We start from the raw sequence: 17,933 nt of genomic DNA on the forward strand, positions 1-17,933 counted from the left end.
TGATAACTTTTCAACAAAACCCGCTCTGACTCAAAATGGAGGTGTGTTTTAGGCGATCGCTCTTTTGATCAGGGATTGGCGCTAACCGGGAGGGAGAGGGCGATCGCACTTGGGAGACTATCACCTTTAATTCGGGTGTAGGGGCGACCCGCACCGCATCAATTAACAACGGTGTCCGCTTAATTTGATCGGGTCGCCCTTTATTCAATTGGCGGTGTCAAACGGTGGTTGTTTACTGTTATATGATTTCCTGGATAGGCTTCCATCGCACTTTGGTGGGGAATCGCTTTTATTCCTGGTGAGATGGTGTATCTGGGAAAAGGGGAAGGCGCGATCGCACGCTGGGAATAGAGGGGATGCGATCGCGTGGAAGTCCAGGTATTTGTAGGGGCGGGTTTAGCCGTTTAATTTTGATGTTTGTGATAACTTTTCAACAAAACCCGCCCTGACTCAAAATGGAGGTGTGTTTTAGGCGATCGCTCTTTTGATCAGCGATTGGCGCTAACCGGGAGGGAGAGGGCGATCGCACCTGGGAGACTATCACCTTTGATTCGGGTGTAGGGGCGACCCGCTTGCATTAATTAACAACGGTGTCCGCTTAATTTGATCGGGTCGCCCTTTATTCAATTGGCGGTGTCAAACGGTGTTTTTTGAGCGGTTATATGCTTTCCTGGATAGGCTTCCATCGCACCTTGGTGGGGAACGCTTCTATTCCTGGTGAGATGGTGTATCTGGGGAAAGGGGAGGCGCGATCTGCTGTAGGCTCTACTCGCTTCGCGATCGCACGCTGGGAATAGAGGGGATGCGATCGCGTGGGAGTCCAGGTATTTGTAGGGGCGGGTTTAGCCTTTTAACTTTGATGTTTGTGATAACTTTTCAACAAAACCCGCCCTGACTCAAAATGGAGGTGTGTTTTAGGCGATCGCGCTTTTGATCAGGGATTAGCGCAAACCAGGAGGAAGAGGGCGATCGCACGCTGGGAGACTATCACCTTTGATTCGGGTGTAGGGGCGACCTGCTTGCATTAATTAACAACGGTGTCCGCTTAATTTGATCGGGTCGCCCTTTATTCAATTGGCGGTGTCAAACGGTGTTTTTTGAGCGGTTATATGATTTCCTGGATAGGCTTCCATCGCACTTTGGTGGGGAATCGCTTCTATTCCTGGTGAGATGGTGTATCTGGGGAAAGAGGGAAGGCGCGATCGCGTCTAACGAAAGAGAAGCGATCGCTCCCTAGAACTTCTCAAGGGCGATCACTCGTCTACATCTCAACCGATTTTACTACGGTGGACTTGGCTGAGAACCCCCAGAAACCGGGTTTCTTTTCCTGGGGGGCGGAGGGGCGATCGCCTGCACTCTAAAAAAGACAAGCGATCGCACTTTTACCAAAGACTCAAAAATTATCTATCAAACCTCAAAAAGCTACTACATTGAAATGGGACTTAGATCAATTTAATTTTCAGGGTTATTTTGAGAATGCTTAGAGGAACAAGACTTTTGAGTTTTGAACAAAAACAGTCCTACTAATCCTAAGCCAAGTAATGTTGCAGGTTCTGGAACCTTTTTTGCAACGAACGAATCAGGTTCAGTAGGTTCCAGAAAAATTTCCGTGTCAGAGCCTACACTTCGTCGTCGTCGGAATCCTTCATCAGTTATAGTGGCAGTGCTGGTAAATGTTATGTATGAGTTTGCACTCATATTGCCTACTCCATTCACAGAAGCCAATCCATAAACAAACGCTCCTAAATAAAAATTCCCATTGAAATTAGACCAGTTTGAATCTGGAGACTGAAAATTCCTGTAGTCTGAACTTGATCCAAGGAAGTAGCGGTGAGACTGAACACCAGTCCACTTATCAGAATACCAATCATAAACATAGCTGTAAGCATTAGCTTTTCCGGAACCAGTAACACTTGCACTTGATGAGACTATTGCTGAAAGATTTTGAGTTAGACTATAGCGTCTATTAGATTTTCCTCGAAAGTTAAACATATTGTAGAAAGACCTCCAACTGCGTACTCCAGCATCTCCAAAACCAAAAATAGATCCTTTACTAAAATTCAAGTTGCATTTGAATTTAACCGTTAGTGATGACTTTCCAAAGTTCCTTTCTTGCTGAGTAGTATTGCAAGAAGCATTAATCCCATTCGTTTGAGATAGACCATTTGCAATACCCACCGCATTATTGGTATTGGAGAGCAATGCACCGAGACCATAACGATCGTTGATTTCATCATCTGAATCATAAAATTCTTGATCGTAATCAAAGAAATCGTCCTCCTCATCATCATCAAAGTCATTGTAATCAATAAAGCTGCTTCCGGTTAGAGTGGTTCCTTGCACAGGTAATTGACTGGCTAGCGAGAAAACTAAACTGGTCAATAGACCTAATGTAATAGCTCCGGTTCTCGTGAAACCTGGCTTTGCAAAACGCAAAATAGGCAGGGACATAATATTTGAGTTCCTCAATTAATTTAAGTTCAACAAAAAAGCGTTCATCAACCGTCAGTCTAGACATCTATAGAGATAGATAGTCTTTCAATCTGCTACGACAACTTAATCAGCCATGCGTCATCACCTCCTTTATTTGCACTAGATAAACTTCCAGAAGTAGAACCTGTAATGTAGAGAGCGGTACTACCAACTGCAATACTGTTGGAAACATCCTCGCCGACTGTTCCTAACTGCTGAATCCATTGCAGAGCGCCATTGATATTGTATTTAGTAACCCAAATATCATCACCACCTGCATGGGTTTGACCTAATTTTCCTCGGGTTCGTCCGGTAATATAAACATTACCAAACCTGTCACTAGAAACAGCAGAAGTAGAGTCATATTGCGAGGTTCCTAGCTGTCGCTTCCAGTTTAAATTTCCGTTACTATCGTATTGAGCTACCCAAGCATCTGCATTGCCATAGTAAGTTCCACCCAACCCGGATTGATCGCCGTGAATAGCAGCCCATCTGAGTCGATGATCTCCCAATTCATTGAAATTACTAGCCAAAGGATCTCCCAGCTTGCTCCGGGTATGTCCGGCAATGTAAACATTACCATTGCTATCAATAGAAATTCCGTTGGACACATCTTCGGCTTGGGTTCCTAGTTGCTGCTTCCAGATCAAAGATCCTTGAGAGTTATACTTAGCAATCCAAGCATCTGCATCTCCTTGTTTTGTTCCTCCCAGCGCTCCCTTAGTCTGCCCAGTAATATAAACATAACCTTCAGAATCAACGGCGACTCCTCTTGCTTCATCCCGTTGAGGTGTGCCTAATTGTCGAACCCATTGCTGGTTTCCATTACCATCATATTTGGCAACCCAAGCATCCCCATCTCCTTGACTTGTTCCTGCCAAATTACCATGAGTTAAGCCTGTAAGGTAAAGACTACCATCATTGCCCAAGACTAACGAACCGTTGGAAATATCATAGTCTGCCGAATGTGTAGTCGATGAATCATCTAGTTTTTTACGCCAAATTAAATGACCATAAGGATCGTATTTAGCTATCCAGGCATCACGACTAGCAAGATTGCCATCAAATGAACCGTCAGTCCATCCAGCAACGTAGGTATTACTAGCAGTGTCAGTAACAATACTCTTGGCGGTATCGTATCCCGATGTACCTAGCTGTTGTTTCCAAAGTTCCGTACCATTATTATCATACTTGGCTAACCAAGCATCATAAGAATCTAGATTAGTTCCTGCTAAGTTTCCAGATGTACGACCTGCGATATAAACATTATCAAAACTGTCTAGAGTTACAGACTCAGAATAGTCATAACCAGATGTTCCTATCTGTCTCTGCCACTCAATTTTAGGAGTATCATTGTCAATGATATTGACAGTAGCTTCTTCATTTATGCCAATTGCATAGTCCTGGCTGGATCTGAGGAAGAAACGAACACGATCGGTAGGTTCGGCAAGATTATCGTCAACGGGAATAACATCAATGTTAACTGAAGATTCACCTGCGGGAATAATGACCGTTCCGTCTAAGTGATTACCAACCATTGTTGTCCCCGGAATAGGTTCATAATCTTCACCGGGGGTTGCCCTCAGCCACCATTCACGCTCCCAATAGTTAACTGTTAGAGGTTGACTGGTATCACCAGTGCGGGTAATGGTAAATTGACCGGGCTGACCGTATTCAGATGCATTGAGTTGAGAAGCAAAAATATTGACATTTGGTTTATCATCATTATCCCAAATGACCGTTTCTCGGCTACCCCATCCCGAAAGAATGTCATAGGTAGAGCTAGGATTAACCGTAAACATTGCAGTCTCTTCTCCTTCAACCTCATCATCATCAATTGGGATAAACATTGTGGAAGCATCGTAAGAGTCGGCTGCAATTTTGATAAAGCCTGGAAGGTACTCATAATCAACTCCATTGATGGCAGTACCAGTCATAGAATAATTCACAGTTAATTCTTCTCGGATATCTCCGAACCGCCGAAATAAGAAACGTCCCGTGTTTCCAGACTCAGAGGCATAATTTGTTCGATGCCAAGGTCCAGGTGTTGCAGCAGCCCATTCAGGATATACTTGCACCCTTGGCTTTTCATTATCAAAAATTTTGACAGTAGCACCACTACCAGAACCCACTTCATATCCATCACTTTTTGTTAGATTTAGGGTCACAGTTTCAGTCCACTCAACCTCTTGATCATCTATGGGAATAACCGGGATCTTTGCAAATGAACTTCCAGCAGGAATTGTAACTGTGCCAGATAAAAACTCGAAGTCCTCTCCATTAGTAGCTGAAGGTTGTGACCAGTGAATAGCCTTGCCAAATTCATAGTTAATAGTCAAAGGATTTTTAGTGTTGCCAGTTCGGGTTACAGTAAATTCTCCAGACTGTCCCCCCTCAGCAACATCAGGAACAGTAGCTTCAATACTGACAGTGGGTTGAGTACCATAAAGATTAAGCTGCCACGAGTCCCATAATCCTGTTGTCCCAGTTCTTCGATCTGTTACTTGTAGCCTCCATTCTCCTTGAGAAGATTCTCCCCAATGGCGGGTAGATGTAAAAACCCAGTGGTCATAGTTATCCCCTGTATCATTATGACGTTCAGCCAAGATTGATACAGTTCCGTCCGGAGAAATCAGTCGAACGTCTAAATCTCCTCGGCGAGCGTGCTGGGCATCAAACATTACTTCTAATGTTTCGACTGTTATATCTTCAGTGATATCGACCACTGAAACCCGACTTGTTCCGTTATTATCAGGAATAGCTGAATTAATGCTTATCAAGCCTGAACTAATCGCAACTTCGGTTCCTAGTGGCTGCCAAGATTTGGCTAAAGTAACTGCGGCTTCAGCATCAATCGATCCAAAGCCATACTTATGATTAACCCAATATCCACCACCATTTAATTTCCAGTCAGCATCACTTGGATCATTCCGTCTAGCTGTGTCAATCAAGATTTTCTGAACATCTCGCCAAGTTAGACTTGGGTTAGCTTCTAACATCAAAGCAATCACTCCAGAAACCAGAGGAGCAGCAGCAGAAGTACCACCAAAGCTATTGGTGTAGTCACCCTGACTAGCACCCTCAGCACCCAGCAAATCAGTTGTTGTAATTCCAGAATTATTCCCATTAGAATGAGCAGAAACTAAGAAAGAAGCTCCAGGCTCACTGTAAAAAGCTTGTTTGCCGTCATGATCAATTGCAGCAACAGCGATGGTATACCTCGAATTTGCGTAGCCATCATAATTAACATTGTCTCTCGATTCTCTTCCATTGCCTCCAGCCCAAACATAAACATTTCCTAGTCCTTGTCTACCTTGTCTCGCCCCGATGTGTAAAGCCATTGCTGCTAGAGGATTAGGTGCTTTTTTTGTTCTTCCGTCGTCTACAGGTCCCCAGCTATTGTTATATATGTGAATATTATTGTTTAAGTAAGATAGTGCATCAGCTTCCATCAAATCGGTACTAGCATCTGCCGTTAGTCGTAGTCCAGCCAAAAAAGCATTTGGAGCGGCACCAGTAACTCCAATTTGATTATTTCCTTTGGCTGCCGCTACTCCTGCGACAGAAGTACCATGAGATTCCCAAGGGTTAACAGGTGCAGGATCATGATCATAAGTTCCAAAGCCTCCCATTATTTGTTCATTAAAGTCTCGACTCAAATCAGCTCGATAGTTAGGCTGCAAATCCGGATGAGTATGTTGCAAACCATCATCAACAATTCCAATGACTATTTGTTTTCCTGTTAATCCTAAATTCCAAGCTGAATAAATATTAACATCTTCACCAGAAGTTCCCCCACTTTGTCCTTGATTTTTTAGATGCCATTGTTCAGAAAATAATGAATCATCAGGAACAAATCGAGACTGTTGTTGAGAATAAACTAATGGATAGGCAAAATCAACGGTTTCTAAGGAGCGTAATTGCTTTTGTATATTTTGATGAGATATGTTATCAGGAAATTCTAAAACATATGTATTTGCAATATATCCAGTTGCACCCAGTAAATTTGCATTAACAATATCACTCAGTTTTTGAATATTTCCATCAGAACTTACTTTAACAACCCATTTGCGGGTTGATGCTAGATCTAATGGCTTATAATTGTCAAGATTTTCGGCTCGCTGAAGAGTAAACCAAACAATATCGGGAAGCCCCAGTGCAATTCTCCTTTCTTCATCTAGCTCTAAATAACTAGGAATATCAGGTTCCGGTTTTGTGGCTTTCGCTAAATGAACCGCCGCCACCATATTCAACAACCCGGCACCTGTTTCCAGGTCAAACCCAGTTGCACCCAAATCCGTGGCTGTATTCTTAATAATCTCAACCACCTGGCGGTAACTCAACTCAGGATTCGCCGCCCAAACCTGGGACACCGCCCCCGTCACCTTCGCCGTGGCTACGGAAGTCCCCGCCATACCGCTGGTTCCTTCCCCAGTCAAGGACAACTGGGGATTATCCGCAGTTCCGCCATAAGCCATTACATCCAACCCATGACCATAACTGGAATAATCCGTGCGGTCAGACCCCTTCCAAACCGACGTTTCGGGGTCAAACTGTTCCGCCGCCCCCACGGTGAGGATATTGTCAAACTCCTGAGAAGCCTGTCCTAATACCGACATCACATCCCCATCATTGCCAGCCGCCACCACCAGCATCACATTATTCTGACGCGCATACTCAATCGCCGCCCGTTCCATTGGCGTAAACTCATAACGAGTCAATACCTCCCCATTGGCATCAATTTGGGTTAAATCTAAACTCAGATTCACCACAGCATTGGGTTGACCCGATTCTTGCGCCGCATCGACAAATTCCACTAATGATTCTGCCCACTTGCCAGAACCAACAGCACGCCCAACCCAAATTGGCGCATCATCGTTAATCCCTTCAACGCCAATATCGTTATCTTGAGTCGCCCCAATAATTCCTAACACATGGGTGCCATGTTCATTCCCCTCACCAGCTTCCATCAGAGGATTATTATCGCCATCAATCCGGTCTTGCCCTAAACTGATTCGGCTATAGTCAATATCAGGATTATTGTCACTGAAACCTGTATCAATAATGCCCACTAATGGCTGATTTTCTGGAGGAAACTCATTCTGGACAGGTTCAGCCAGTTCAGAATCTGTCGTCGGTTCGGTGACTATTTCACTATTGTTAACAGGTTCATCAGTAGCGACATCCGTTGACTCATCAGTTGTGGGTTCTGTGACTATTTCACTATTGTTAACAGATTCATCAGTAACAACATCAGTTGATTGTTCAGTTGTCGGTTCGGTAACAATTTCACTCTCATCGACTACAATCTCATCGGTTGGGGATTCTCCGACCAATTCATCGGTTAATAGTCCGCCATCATCAGGCGTATCCGGCGTAATGTAAGGTTCGGCATAATCAATCAACGCTTGACCCAAATCAGTCTCCCGCCAATCCTTTCCAGAATCAATTACCTCATCCATCAACGCGGCTTCACCCGTCGCCCCGCGCACCTGGAAAATAACATCGTTATAATCCCCATCTGACTGCGTATCCACCCGCAAATCTTCCATCACAAAGGTACTTCCATCCCCCGTGACATCGGCAATTTGCCCGACATGAAACGCATCATCTGGATTCGCCGTCGCCATGGAAAATAGGGGACGCGCCGCCCCTCCCACATCCGGATTATCAAACACCCGTTGCACTGTACTATTAGGAACCAGCATAAAGCCAAACTCATCCCCTGGACGCATTTGGACTGTCTTAACTCCCAAATACTCTCCAGAATTCTGGTCGCTTTCTCCTAATTCGCCAACGAACCGCGCCCCTTCTGTTTGGTCACTAATTACAACATGACCTAACTCCGAATCACTCAACGCACGAGACGCCGCTTCCTGAATAAACGCCTCCGAACCCGGTTCAAACTCCTCCATTCCTTCTAAACTAAAGACGGCGAGTTCACCTTCATATCCCCCACCATCAAAAAGGAAATCAACACTAACCTCCCCAGTTTGTCCAACCGTAAACACGCCGGATTCAAAGGTCACACTAGAACTGTCTAACCCGGTTAATAGCGATTCATTTAACGGCGTTTCTTCCGTCAGCGCTTCATCAGTGGCTTCACTTTCCGCCACGTCATCCAGTGAGGTAACAAAGGGAATCTCCTCTAAGGTTTCCTCTCCCTCAACCGACGTTACAAAGGCAATCTCCTCTAAATCATTATCTGAAATATCGCCAAACCCTTCCTCAATCTCCGGAATATCAATATCAGCAACTTGGTCAGCTAATATATCGATATCCACGGGATCTATAGGATTATCCGTGCCATCTAATAAACCACTAGGCGTTAAAATCGGTTCTAAAATAAAGGCTTGCGGTAACTCCTGACTCTTCCTTTTCGGCGCAAATCCTTGAGCATCAGGACGTTTCTTTGATGAAAAATTAAACCAAGACATAGATGACCCTCTTGTGGAATAGTGCAGGTAAAATTACCGATTAAGCCAAGGGGCAAAATCTATCAGATGCTATGAGTCGCTAAGGGGTTAAACCCATTCAAATTGGCAGGCAAGTTCGACTTTAGCCCAGCCCACAATTATGACGATGAATTAAGGAAACACTGAATAAGTACGCTAAAACCCAAACGCTGCTGCCAGTCAAGATAAACGAGTAATCCAGCAAATCCTGTTACTGAATAGAGCAGCAATTGCCAGCAGCAAATTCGGACAGAAAACGTATTAAGTTAAAGGGAAAATCACCTGAATAAAACTCTAGCTTGTTCACTATCCTACCCCAAAATAATAAACTTTGTCTTTAGTTTTTGATGAAGTTTTCATAAAGCGGGGAACTTTTTCCTGATTATCAGCAATAGGTCGTAAATGTTACAGTTTTAAACTTAACCCCCCTTAACCAAGCTGTCATGGATTAATTTGACTTTTCACGGGAAGTCTACAAACTATTGTAGAGACGCGCCATGGCGCGTCTGGGCGGGTTTAGTTACATCTGGGTGCAACCGAAAAGATAGTCGTGAAACCCGCCCCTACACAATTCACACATCAGCCTATCCTCCGTAAAATTACGGAGACGGTAAACTCCCCATGTCAGCTATTTGTCGTATAACCCCGTAAGTCTCTGCTTAAAGATTTGATAAAGTTATTAAAAAATGGTTGATTTTCCTTAACATTTCCGTCTAACCTGCAAATAGGCATCTACTACAAACATCATGCAGGTTGGAAAAGAACTCACAGCCAAAGAACAACCCGACTGGATATGTCCAGACATCAGTCCCCACTGGCAACTCAGCCAACAGGCGTCCTCCAAACAGTATACTCTGCGATCGCGCCACGATAATCGTCATTTTCCCTTATCTCCAGCAGAGGTTTACGCCCTCAGCCATTTCACCGGAAATTTCACCGTTACTCAACTTCAACAGCAATGTCAGAAACAATATGGTTCAGCCATTTCTCCGAATTTTGTCCTAGATTTATTGCAAAAACTGATTACAATTGGCATTCTCACATCAGATGAATCCATTCCACCTAAACCACCCGTTAAAGCAGACAGAAGGCAAACAATAAACAAGGGCAGAGAAATTCCCAACCCCAACCCTTCCCAGCCACCGATAGATAATAAGATATTAGACACCGATAACACAGAACACCAGCCAAATTCTCCACCTCCAAATTCCGCCAAACTTCAACTCAAATCTTGTGTCCATTGGATTCCCCACTCCGATGGTTATTGGATACTACGCAATCCCGAAGATGTCACCTTTCTCCAAGTTGATTCTCAAAGTAAAGCCGCCATCGAGCAACTAGGAAAACATCCCCCCGCCGATATTGCCAAATACAATAACCTAACCCTTGAACAACTCCGCTACCTGCTACAACTTCTCACCGCCACCGGGATGTTAGTAGGAACAAAACCCGCCAAACCTCCCAAACGTAAATTTACCCCACTACAACTCCTCTTTTTCAAAGTTCCCCTATTTAATCCCGACGCTTGGTTAACTCAACATATCAATAAACTGCACTGGATTTGGACTCGTTCAACCTGTCTCATCCTGTGCTTTTTTTTAGCCATTTCTCTATCCATTGGTTTATCCCAACGTCCCCAAATTATTCTGACTGGACAACAATTAGTAGCAAATCAGGGCATTTCCCTCCTATTACCCTTTGCCCTACTCGCCATGTTAGTTGTCACCCTACACGAACTCGGACATGCCTTTACCCTGAAACATTACAACGGCATTGTCCCCGAATTCGGGCTACTTTTTATGTTTTTAATGCCAGCCGCTTACACCAATACCACAGATTCCTATTGCCTATCTCGATTTAAACGCCTCTTAGTCGTCGGCGCAGGTATTATTTGTCAACTCATTATCGCCGCCACCGCCTTTTGGTTATGGCAATCCTCAGCAAATTGGTTAGCCACCGCCAGTTATCTGTTGATGGTTTCAGCACTCTTTACCATCGCCCTTAACCTCAATCCCCTGGCAAAATTTGACGGCTACTATCTCGCCGTCGCCCTCACCGGAATCAACAACCTCCGCACTCGTTCCTTCCAATTCTACAGAAACCTACTACGCCGAAAACCCAGCCCCGAACCCCGCCACAATCGCCTAATCCTCGCCACTTACGCCCCCTTCAGCCTCCTCTATATCCTCTTCATCTTCAGTAGCATCTTCACCCTAGTCACAAATTGGACATTAACCAACATCCCCTTTTGGACAATCACCCTACTAACCCTTTGGGCAATTTACTACTACTTCCCCCAAAAACCAGCCGACATACCTCCAAACAAACACCCTAACCAATCTAAAAACCAACACACAAATCCCTCCAAACCCCTCTGCGTTCCTCTGCGCTTCCCTCTGCGAACCTCTGCGTTTCAAAAAAAGCCCCAATCACAACCCCTAACCACCATGAACCCCTCCCAACACCTACAACTCGCACCCCCAACCAGCAAACCCCACCTTCCCCTAAAGCAAATCACCATCCTCCTAACCATCGCCACCAGCTTAAGCCTAATCAGCCTCATCCCCACCTCCTTTGACGTCGGAGGTTCCGTCGAACTCGAAACCCGCCAAGGCGCCAGAGCCATTGTTCGCACACCCATGGCGGGAATAATTACAAAAATCTACGTCCAACCCGGACAAACCGTCCAACCCGGACAAATTCTGGCACAACTATCCAGTTTAGAATTAGACCGAGAAATCGCCACCATCGAACAACAACTCATCCAAGCCCATCAAGTCTTAGACACCGCCCAGAAACAACGCATCCGCGCCGAAGCCCAACTGGTAGAAGTCCAAGCCATAGCCGAAGCGATGATAGCAAAAACCCGTCGAGAAAGCCTACGCGCAAAAGCCCTCACCCAAGGACAACTCACCCCCGAAATTCAAGTCTTAAACACCCAACGCCAACGCCTCCAGGAACGCATCCCCGAACTCCAGGAAAAATTACAACGCTATCACCAACTCTACGAACAAGGGGCGATTTCCCGCAACCGCCGCGATGAGGTGGAAAGTGAACTCCACAACATTGAAAGCAATCTAGTCGCCAAAACCCAAGAAATCGCCGCCGCCAAACAAAACCAAACCGATACCGCCCGTGACTTACAAACCGAAACCGCCTCCCAATTCGCCGCCATTGACGCCTCTGAAATGATTGCTACGGCTGAATCCCAAATGATAACTCAACAACAAGCGATCGCGACTCTAAAAAACCGTCTATCTGAACTGGAAACCCATAAAGAAAATCTTACCCTACGTTCTCCCATCGCCGGGATTATCCTCACCAATCATTTAGACTTGCGGCAAAATCAAGAACTAAAACCCACCGAAGACTTCCTCCTAGAAATCGCTGAACTCAGCAGCCTCACCGCCACGGTAGACATCAAGGAAGAAGACTTAGAATATGTGGAAAACCATAAACCTGTCACTTTCCGTCCCCGCCAAGCTAAACTAAGACCATATACCGCCACCGTGCAACGAATTCTGCCTAAAATCCAGAATGAACCCTCCCAACCCCAACCCATCGCCCAAGTCGAAATTGTTGTGGATAACAGTGATGGCAAACTCTATCCGGGAGCGACAGGATATGCCAAAATCTATTCAGAACGGATTCCCTTGTACCAACGTTTAGGGCGAGAACTGATGCGGTTAGTTCCCTTAGAGCGATTCCTGTGGCGAGAACAATAAGCTGTTTGCTATTCTAAAGCTTAAGTAGGGAGGCACTGAAATAAGCATTTTTGTATCGCCGAAACCTTTGATCTACCGTAGGGTGGGCATTGCCCACCAGCTTTAAGTCAGTGGCATTCAGCTTAAGTAGGTAGGCACAATAAAAGTTAACAGTGGAGAACTCGCTACCCTTAAGAAGCAAGCTAAGTCATTCGTCATTCGTCATTCGTAAGGGTTTGAGGGCTATTTACAAACCTTAATATAGTTGAGTTTATTTCCACCAACCTACTTAATATCAATATTTAAATGCATAACAGCTTAAAATGCTTGGCGAATTGAGGCGCTAAAAATGGCTTATAGTGACTTTACTACATTAAGTAAATTTAAGAAAGCGTTTAATTTACGGATTGACGAAGAATCTGATTTATTTGTCACTGTAGAACCCCTACAGCCGAGTGAATCGCTCGCCGCTACTTTAGCGGAAACAGTTGAACTGGCTCTGGCAATTAATACAGAAAAAGCCCGATCAGAAATGATAATTACGCCGATTCTATTGGAGTTGAGAAGAAGAGCCAATTATCAAATTAGTTTATTCTCAGGTTCAGATTTTAATGTTGATTTAGAAAAAGGGTTAAATGGGTATTGTGATTTTATTATCAGTCGCTTTAAAGAGCAACTGACAATTAATGCTCCGGTGGCGATTATCGTAGAAGCCAAGAATGAGAACATTAAAGGTGGATTGGGACAGTGTGCGGCAGCAATGTTAGCAGCCCAGTTATTTAATCAGCAGGAAGAAAATGATATTCAGACGATTTATGGAGCGGTGACGACAGGAGATATTTGGAAATTTCTAAAGTTAGAGGATGCTGATGTCTGTATCGACTTGAGCAATTATTACATTAAAGATATAAGTAAAATTTTAGGTATTTTATTTAAAAGCGTTCAGAATTGAATAAAAATCGCCCTTCAAAACAGATCAGAGTGATAGGAAAAGGCGGAACAAAAATACCGATAAATCTATCTTGGTCAATGATAGAGCTAAACTAGCCGTTTATGTCCGCCTAAATTATCATCATTTTGCTATTAGCGACTCAACGAAGGAAGGAAACTCACCAGCCCTGGAAACGCGATAATCAACACAACAATTAGCGCCTGAAGTAAAATAAATGGAATTACCCCCCAATAAATCTCTGTCGTCTTCACCTCCGGTGGGGCGACACCCCGTAAATAAAAGAGGGCAAAGCCGAAGGGTGGCGTGAGAAAGGACGTTTGCAGATTAGCTCCTAAAATAACACCGTACCAAACAAGGTTAACGTCTAGAGATTCCGCCACAGGAGCAAACAAGGGAACGATAATAAAGGCAATTTCAAAAAAGTCAATAAAAAAGCCTAAAATAAATACCGTTATCATACTCACTGCCAGAAAGCCAATCTGACCTCCGGGTAAATTGGCGAGAATATCATACATAAACTGATCGCCATTTAAACCGCGAAAGACTAAGCTAAATGCGGTAGAACCCAATAAGATAAATATCACCATGCAGGTAATTCGTAGCGTAGCGTCACAGGCTTGGCGTAACGATAACCAGCTTAACTGACGATTAGCCGCCGCCAGTATCATCGCGCCCACACAACCCACCGCCCCGGCTTCTGTTGGTGTGGCAAAGCCAAAAAAGATACTGCCTAAGACTAAAAGAATTAATAATAACGGTGGGAACATCGCAAACAGAACCCGACGCCCTAAGGCTTTCCCGCCAATGTTGCGAACCTCAGCAGGTAAAGCCGGTGCAACACTAGGTTTTAACCATGCCACAATTAGTACGTGTACCGCAAAAGCTGCGGTCATTAATAAACCAGGAATTAGGGAACCAATAAATAAGTCCCCGACAGAAATTCCTAACTGATCCGCTAATACAACTAAAACCACACTCGGCGGAATAATTTGTCCCAATGTCCCTGATGCAGCGATTACCCCCGTTGCCAACCGTTTATCATAGCCGTAACGCAGCATAATCGGTAAAGAAATCAGCCCCATAGCCACGACTGTTGCAGCGACAACCCCAGTAGTGGCGGCTAATAGCGCCCCCACCAAAACTACAGCTAAGGCAAGTCCCCCGCGCAATCGCCCGAACAGAATCCCCATAGTTTCTAACAAGCGTTCAGCAATGCCAGATTTTTCTAGCATGGAACCCAAGAAAATAAAATAAGGGATTGCTAATAGGGTATAATTTTCCATAATGCCAAAAATACGCTGGGGCATGGCAGTCAGGAAGATAGGGTCAAAAACACCCAAACTCACACCAATAATGGAAAACGCGATCGCAACTCCTCCCAGAGAGAACGCCACGGGATAGCCCAGCGACAGAAATACCAACGCCCCAGCAAACATCAGAGGACCTAACCATTCATACTCCAGCATCATGATGTTCCTCCTGGGGTGTAAGATAGCCTGTGAAAATTGCCCAATTTTTAATCGCTTGGGAAATCCCTTGCAGAATCAGGAGGACAAAGCTGACAATAATCATGGATTTGATCGGATAGCGGGGTAATCCCCCCGGATCACGAGACATTTCCCGAATTGCCCAGGAATTGAGAATGGTTTCCCAGGAGAAATAAATCACCATTAAACAAAAGGGAATTAAGAATAACAGCGTCCCGATTAAATCAGCCAAGGCTTTCCATTTCGGTGTCCAGCTTTTATGGAACACATCCACCCGCACATGTTCATCATGGCGCAGGGCGTAGGCTGCACCCAAGAGGAATACCAGGTCAAATAAATACCATTGACTTTCGATAAAGGCATTAGAACTGAGTTTTTGACCCAGAAAAGAGCCAATGTAGCGTCCGGCGACATTCCATGTGCCGATCGCGATCATCAGTAATACTAGCCAGTAGGTTAGGCGACCAACCCATTCGTTAAAGGCATCGATGAGTCGAGAAATCTGTAATAATTGCTGCAAAGCTTACGGCTTCTCCTGACGCTACACCAGATGATGTATTTTACCGCCACTGTTGCCAGGAATGTAGCAAATTTTCGCCTTTCTTCAGACGGGGGAGATGAGGGAGATGGGGGAGATGGGGAAGATGGGGAACAGATGCATTCGTAGGGGCGAAGCATTTGCGCCCAGATGTCTCGGTTTTATGCTAACATTCCAGCGCAAATGCTTCGCCCACCCCATGGGAGATATGGGGAGCATTGCCCACCAGCCTTCAGGAGCGTACCATTCGGTTTAGGATAGTTTGAAGCAATACGAGATACTAAAATTAATGCTCGGCGTAATTCGGAAAGTCGGTAAAATTAGACGCTGGTTGCCCCTAGATGAGCAGTGGTGGGTTAAATTTGACCTATTACGGACATTAGTGCGCCGGGATTTGGAGGCACGATATAAGGGTTCGGTATTGGGGAATTTGTGGCCCCTCCTCAATCAACTATCGCAGTTGCTGATTTATACCTACGTGTTTTCCATTGTTCTGAAGGTGAAACTGAGTCTAAAGGGATTACCTGCTGATAACAATATTGCCTTTGGCTTATGGTTGTTTGCGGGGTTATTGCCTTGGATTGCCTTTACTGGGGGGTTAACCCAATCGGCGGGTTCGGTGGTGGGACAACCTAATTTGGTGAAGAAGGTGGTGTTCCCCTTGGCACTGTTGCCACTGGTTCCCGTCTTCTCGACATTTATTGAGAGTGCTTTGGGGTTAGCCGCGCTGATTGTGTTAGTGGCTCTATCTTCAGGAACATTACATGCCACGTTAGCGTTATTGCCTTTAGTGTGGTTAACCCAGTTGTTATTAACCGCCGGGTTAGGATATTTTGCAGCTGGGTTAACGGTATTTTTGCGGGATATTCCCCAGACGTTAGGGGTGATTTTGAATCTTTGGTTTTATATGACGCCGATTGTCTATCCCGCTTCGGTGATTCCAGAACACTTACGAGATTGGGTATTTTGGTTGAATCCTCTGGCGGTGATTGCTCAGGTTTATCGGGATTTGGTACTAGTTGGTTCAGTGGAACATTGGCTAGAATGGGCAGTAACGTTTGGCGTTTCTGGGGTAGTGTTTGGCGTGGGGCTTTGGTGTTATCAGAAATTGCGTCCCGCGTTTGCAGATGTATTATAAGTCAGGTTTGCGGGTTTGCGGGTTTGCGGGTTTGCGGGTTTGGAAACCAAACCCCTACGGTTTGGGTTTCTGTGTCAATTTTAAGACAATCGGCGCGATCGCATAACGCCTAAACTACAATAAAATCGGCTACATCCACCTGAGTGGCTTGTACGCTGGCATCCGTTTTCAGGATTATCGGGATTATTGGGATTATCGAGATTATTGGAATTATCGCGGTTGTAGGGGCGAGTCGCTGCATAAATGTTCGGTGTAAGAATTAACCTATATCGACTCGCCCCTGTCCCAATGTTGTGTTAGATCATTACCAATACCAGGCGGGGGCGACCTGATACAATTAGAGGTTAGGTGATGTTAATTTAATCTAGCGGGTAGCCCCTAGCAGGGACAAATGGCGAAATTACCTACCAAATCCCCCAATTGCCTACACCGCCAGAATCAAGTAATATTCAGCCTCAAGGTTAAGTTGGACTAGGATGGATTAGCTTTAATTCGGTCTTATGTAACCGAACAATTAAACAATTTCTCAACTGGCACAACAATAGACGAATAGTCGATACGATTTTCCGAGTCTTTGGGTCATACAATTCCTATGCAATTCCAAAAACTGTCCTATTGCCCATAAGTTATCAGAAAAGTAATTCCTATCCTTGAGTAAATTGAATTAACTAACGTTTGATGAAGAAAGGGACTATGGAATCACCGTTTAACAACCAAATCCACAGTAATGCTTGGGTATTTCAAGCCTGGGCTTCTTTTATTATTTCTGTCTCGGCTATGAGTATTGGTATTTTATATCTACCTGTCGATAGTTGGACAAAAGGCTTTATGGGAATGGGGTTAGCCTTCTCCGTTGGCTCAACCATTAGTCTTTCCAAAACCACCCGCGACATTCACGAATCGAAACGGATTATATCGAGAGTGGATGAAGCGAGAATCGAAAAACTGCTCAACGAAAATCATCCCCTTCAATAATGCAGAGGTGCAGGGGAGATGTGGTTGTAGAGACGTTCCGGTGGAACGTCTGGGAGATGGGGGACAGAAGAATTTTCAAAGGTGGAACCATGACCAATCAACAATAAACCATGAACAATCAACAATGAACAAATAACGTAAGGATTCAGGTTCACCCTTGTGAGTGAAAAGGTTGCCTTGATTATTAGGGGTGGAGCCAGAGTCTTACCCAA

General features: G+C 44.7%; 13 protein-coding genes. 7 read left to right on the forward strand and 6 right to left on the reverse strand.

Annotated elements, in window-relative coordinates; translation table 11 throughout:
* Window positions 1-10: 10 nt before the first annotated feature.
* A complete protein-coding gene (locus ACLGGO_RS31235; RefSeq protein ID WP_446422220.1) occupies window positions 11-208 on the reverse strand; it encodes a hypothetical protein in 198 nt (65 codons plus the stop codon).
* A gap of 454 nt (window positions 209-662) precedes the next feature.
* Here ACLGGO_RS31235 and ACLGGO_RS31240 point away from each other — a divergent pair, with 454 nt between their 5' ends.
* Together ACLGGO_RS31240 and ACLGGO_RS31245 are read left to right on the forward strand one after the other, a co-directional pair.
* Window positions 663-797 carry a hypothetical protein gene (locus ACLGGO_RS31240; RefSeq protein WP_446338786.1) on the forward strand — a complete coding sequence of 45 codons (135 nt, stop codon included), beginning with the start codon at window positions 663-665 and terminating at the stop codon, window positions 795-797.
* Between the two features lie 293 nt (window positions 798-1,090).
* On the forward strand, window positions 1,091-1,237 hold the full coding sequence (locus tag ACLGGO_RS31245; RefSeq protein WP_446422221.1) for a hypothetical protein: 147 nt from the start codon (window positions 1,091-1,093) through the stop codon (window positions 1,235-1,237).
* Window positions 1,238-1,452: 215 nt separating this feature from the next.
* Here ACLGGO_RS31245 and ACLGGO_RS31250 read toward each other — a convergent pair whose 3' ends face one another.
* Together ACLGGO_RS31250 and ACLGGO_RS31255 are read right to left on the reverse strand one after the other, a co-directional pair.
* Window positions 1,453-2,451: a PEP-CTERM sorting domain-containing protein gene (locus tag ACLGGO_RS31250; protein ID WP_446422222.1), complete on the reverse strand. Its 999-nt coding sequence runs from the start codon at window positions 2,449-2,451 to the stop codon at window positions 1,453-1,455.
* A 95-nt stretch (window positions 2,452-2,546) separates the two neighbouring features.
* On the reverse strand, window positions 2,547-8,909 hold the full coding sequence (locus ACLGGO_RS31255; RefSeq protein WP_446422223.1) for a S8 family serine peptidase: 6,363 nt from the start codon (window positions 8,907-8,909) through the stop codon (window positions 2,547-2,549).
* Between the two features lie 764 nt (window positions 8,910-9,673).
* Between ACLGGO_RS31255 and ACLGGO_RS31260 the strand changes: the two genes are divergently transcribed.
* Both ACLGGO_RS31260 and ACLGGO_RS31265 read left to right on the forward strand, forming a co-directional pair.
* Entirely contained in the window at window positions 9,674-12,652 is a 2,979-nt protein-coding gene (locus tag ACLGGO_RS31260; protein ID WP_446422224.1) for an efflux RND transporter periplasmic adaptor subunit, read from the forward strand.
* Window positions 12,653-12,980: 328 nt separating this feature from the next.
* Window positions 12,981-13,583 carry a hypothetical protein gene (locus ACLGGO_RS31265; protein WP_446422225.1) on the forward strand — a complete coding sequence of 201 codons (603 nt, stop codon included), beginning with the start codon at window positions 12,981-12,983 and terminating at the stop codon, window positions 13,581-13,583.
* A 131-nt stretch (window positions 13,584-13,714) separates the two neighbouring features.
* Here ACLGGO_RS31265 and ACLGGO_RS31270 read toward each other — a convergent pair whose 3' ends face one another.
* On the reverse strand, window positions 13,715-15,052 hold the full coding sequence (locus ACLGGO_RS31270; RefSeq protein ID WP_446422226.1) for a TRAP transporter large permease: 1,338 nt from the start codon (window positions 15,050-15,052) through the stop codon (window positions 13,715-13,717).
* Window positions 15,036-15,590 carry a TRAP transporter small permease subunit gene (locus tag ACLGGO_RS31275; RefSeq protein WP_446353161.1) on the reverse strand — a complete coding sequence of 185 codons (555 nt, stop codon included), beginning with the start codon at window positions 15,588-15,590 and terminating at the stop codon, window positions 15,036-15,038. Before ACLGGO_RS31275 ends, ACLGGO_RS31270 begins: the two co-directional genes overlap by 17 nt.
* Between ACLGGO_RS31275 and ACLGGO_RS31280 the strand changes: the two genes are divergently transcribed.
* The 3 genes from ACLGGO_RS31280 (at window position 15,582) to ACLGGO_RS31290 (ending at window position 17,721) form a co-directional block, all read left to right on the forward strand.
* A complete protein-coding gene (locus ACLGGO_RS31280; protein ID WP_446422227.1) occupies window positions 15,582-15,737 on the forward strand; it encodes a hypothetical protein in 156 nt (51 codons plus the stop codon). The genes ACLGGO_RS31275 and ACLGGO_RS31280 overlap by 9 nt on opposite strands.
* Before the next feature lie 160 nt (window positions 15,738-15,897).
* Entirely contained in the window at window positions 15,898-16,746 is an 849-nt protein-coding gene (locus ACLGGO_RS31285; RefSeq protein ID WP_446422228.1) for an ABC transporter permease, read from the forward strand.
* Window positions 16,747-17,439: 693 nt separating this feature from the next.
* Window positions 17,440-17,721, forward strand: a complete 282-nt coding sequence (locus tag ACLGGO_RS31290; protein ID WP_446422229.1) for a YiaA/YiaB family inner membrane protein — start codon at window positions 17,440-17,442, stop codon at window positions 17,719-17,721.
* On the opposite strand, the gene ACLGGO_RS31295 is transcribed toward ACLGGO_RS31290, so the two are convergent.
* Window positions 17,715-17,933, reverse strand: a 219-nt coding sequence (locus ACLGGO_RS31295; protein WP_446422230.1) for a hypothetical protein, incomplete at its 5' end; no start/stop codon positions are given. The genes ACLGGO_RS31290 and ACLGGO_RS31295 overlap by 7 nt on opposite strands.

The organism is Coleofasciculus sp., from assembly GCF_046565525.1.
Lineage (GTDB): Bacteria > Cyanobacteriota > Cyanobacteriia > Cyanobacteriales > Coleofasciculaceae > Coleofasciculus.